Source organism: Pseudomonas sp. I2 (assembly GCF_040984075.1).
In the GTDB taxonomy this organism is placed as follows: domain Bacteria; phylum Pseudomonadota; class Gammaproteobacteria; order Pseudomonadales; family Pseudomonadaceae; genus Aquipseudomonas; species Aquipseudomonas guariconensis_B.
Window position 1 is genome coordinate 1 of record NZ_JBCGFQ010000104.1, and the last position, 3559, is coordinate 3559.

At 60.2% G+C, this 3559-nt stretch carries 1 protein-coding gene; it reads left to right on the plus strand.

The genetic code is table 11. The annotated features are described in order from the left end of the window. Positions 1-222: 222 nt before the first annotated feature. The gene (locus WCE05_RS25675; protein ID WP_001138082.1) at positions 223-3108 is read left to right on the plus strand and encodes a Tn3 family transposase; all 2886 of its coding nucleotides are present in this window, start codon (positions 223-225) and stop codon (positions 3106-3108) included. Positions 3109-3559 lie beyond the last annotated feature (451 nt).

Genomic DNA, 3559 nt, shown 5'->3' on the forward strand with positions numbered 1-3559 from the left:
GGAAAGTCCTCCCTGCGTCCGCTGATGGCCGGCAGCAGCCCGTCGTTGCCTGATGGATCCAACCCCTCCGCTGCTATAGTGCAGTCGGCTTCTGACGTTCAGTGCAGCCGTCTTCTGAAAACGACATTCGGCCACGATTGCATTGACCTCTGGAAATGTATCTCAACCAGCTTCATAAACAAAGCGTCTTGAACGCTATCAGATTTTGAAAAAGGAACATGTATGCCGCGTCGCGTCACTCTAACCGATCGGCAGAAAGACGCGCTGTTGCGCTTGCCGACTTCACAGACGGATTTGCTCAAGCACTATACGCTGAGTGATGAAGACCTTGGGCATATCAGGCTGCGTCGGCGCGCTCACAACAGGTTCGGCTTCGCCCTGCAATTGTGTGTCCTGCGCTATCCCGGCCGGGTGCTGGCTCCAGGCGAACTGATCCCTGCAGAGGTCATCGAATTTATCGGAGCGCAGCTTGGCCTGGGTGCCGACGATCTCGTAGACTATGCTGCCCGCGAGGAAACACGGCACGAGCATCTTGCCGAGTTACGGGGGCTCTACGGCTTCCGCACCTTCTCCGGACGTGGTGCGAGCGAGCTGAAGGAATGGTTGTTCCGAGAAGCCGAGATGGCGGTGTCGAACGAGGATATCGCCCGTCGCTTCGTAGCCGAGTGCCGACGCACCCGCACTGTCCTTCCCGCGACATCCACGATCGAGCGGCTTTGTGCCGCGGCTCTCGTCGATGCCGAGCGACGCATCGAGACGAGGATCGCCAGTCGGCTGCCTATGTCGATCCGAGAACAGTTGCTGGCATTGCTCGAGGAGACGGCTGATGATCGGGTGACCCGTTTTGTGTGGCTGCGCCAGTTCGAGCCTGGCTCGAACTCTTCGTCGGCCAACCGGCTGCTCGACCGGCTCGAATATCTGCAACGCATCGATCTCCCCGAGGATCTGCTTGCCGGCGTTCCTGCCCATCGGGTGACTCGTCTGCGCAGGCAGGGTGAACGGTATTATGCCGACGGCATGCGCGATCTCCCGGAGGACAGGCGGCTTGCGATCTTGGCTGTTTGCGTCTCGGAATGGCAGGCGATGTTGGCCGACGCAGTGGTCGAAACCCACGACCGGATCGTCGGCCGTCTCTACCGTGCTTCGGAGCGTATTTGCCATGCAAAGGTCGCAGACGAAGCGGGGGTGGTGCGTGACACCCTGAAATCCTTCGCCGAGATCGGGGGCGCCCTGGTCGATGCACAGGATGATGGCCAGCCGCTGGGCGATGTCATCGCGAGTGGGTCAGGGTGGGACGGCTTAAAAACCCTTGTTGCAATGGCAACCAGGCTGACCGCCACCATGGCCGACGATCCGCTCAATCATGTGCTCGACGGTTATCACCGCTTCCGCCGATACGCTCCACGCATGTTGCGCCTGCTCGATCTGCGAGCTGCGCCCGTTGCACTGCCGCTTCTGGAAGCGGTGACGGCCCTTCGTACCGGTTTGAACGATGCCGCGATGACCAGCTTCTTGCGGCCCAGCTCGAAATGGCATCGCCACCTTCGGGCCCAGAGGGCTGGCGACGCTCGCCTATGGGAGATCGCGGTGCTGTTCCATCTGCGCGATGCGTTCCGCTCCGGAGATGTCTGGCTTACTAGGTCCCGGCGCTATGGCGATCTGAAACACGCACTCGTTCCGGCACAATCCATCGCGGAAGGCGGTCGTCTCGCTGTGCCATTGCGGCCGGAGGAATGGCTGGCAGACCGGCAAGCTCGCCTCGACATGCGGTTGCGCGAGCTTGGCCGTGCCGCTCGCGCAGGCACGATCCCGGGCGGGTCGATTGAAAACGGCGTTCTGCATATCGAGAAACTCGAAGCCGCCGCGCCGACAGGCGCCGAAGATCTGGTGCTCGATCTCTACAAGCAGATCCCGCCCACGCGCATCACCGATCTCCTGCTGGAGGTGGATGCGGCGACCGGCTTCACCGAAGCGTTCACCCATCTGCGCACAGGAGCACCCTGCGCTGACCGGATCGGGCTAATGAACGTTATCTTGGCGGAAGGGATCAACCTCGGCTTGCGCAAAATGGCGGATGCGACAAACACCCACACCTTCTGGGAATTGATCCGCATTGGACGGTGGCATGTCGAGGGCGAAGCCTATGACCGGGCGCTGGCCATGGTGGTCGAGGCACAGGCAGCGTTACCCATGGCCCGGTTCTGGGGCATGGGCACGTCGGCTTCGAGCGACGGACAGTTCTTCGTCGCTACAGAGCAAGGTGAGGCCATGAACCTGGTCAACGCGAAATATGGCAATACCCCGGGCCTGAAAGCCTATAGCCACGTCTCCGACCAATATGCGCCGTTCGCAACCCAGGTGATTCCTGCAACGGCAAGCGAAGCGCCTTACATCCTCGATGGCCTGCTGATGAACGATGCTGGACGCCATATCCGCGAGCAGTTCACCGACACGGGCGGCTTCACCGATCACGTCTTTGCCGCATGTGCCATTCTCGGCTACCGGTTCGCTCCGCGCATCCGCGACCTGCCATCCAAACGGCTCTACGCGTTCAATCCGTCGGCCGCCCCGGCGCACCTGCGAGCGTTGATCGGCGGAAAGGTCAACCAAGCCATGATCGAGCGCAATTGGCCCGACATCCTGCGCATCGCCGCCACCATTGCTGCCGGGACCGTCGCGCCAAGCCAGATTCTGCGGAAACTCGCCTCCTATCCGCGGCAGAACGAGCTCGCGACAGCCCTGCGGGAAGTCGGTCGCGTCGAGCGCACCCTGTTCATGATCGACTGGATTCTGGATGCCGAACTCCAACGGCGTGCCCAGATCGGGCTCAACAAAGGCGAAGCTCATCATGCGCTGAAGCGGGCAATCAGCTTCCACCGCCGCGGTGAAATCCGCGACCGTTCCGCCGAAGGCCAGCATTACCGCATCGCCGGCATGAATCTGCTCGCCGCCATCATCATCTTCTGGAACACCATGAAGCTCGGCGAGGTCGTTGCAAACCAGAAACGCGATGGAAAGCTGCTATCGCCCGATCTCTTGGCCCATGTTTCGCCGCTCGGATGGGAACACATCAATCTCACCGGAGAATATCGCTGGCCAAAGCCTTAGCGTAGGATTCCGCCCCCTCCCGCAAACGACCCCTATCTGCGGTAAAGAAGTTGGAAACCCGCCTTTAAATACTCGTTTGAGTATTTGATGTTAAGAGCTTTCCCGTTCCGTCTATTACCCACCGTGTTCAGGGTGTCCCAGGTCCGTGCGTATTACAGACGCTCAGCGGGCCTCAGAAGAAAGTGTTCAAGGGTGTGTCCGTATTACTAATGGCGAAGCCTTCCGGCCGGGGGCGTGACCAGGTGTGTAATCGACGGTTTCTAAGCTGGAGCCGTGATTGGCGAAATATTGGCTTTCTGAGTGGCCGTGTGCGCGGATTTTTCAAGGTAGGTAAGGGGTAAGTTCGGGTCAGGTCTTGAAGGGCCTCATAGGCGCGTGAGGGGCGTTTATGTAGGGGCCGGGGGTCTAGGGTTGGGCGAAACCTTATTTTTTTGCCCTTGCATAATAAGAA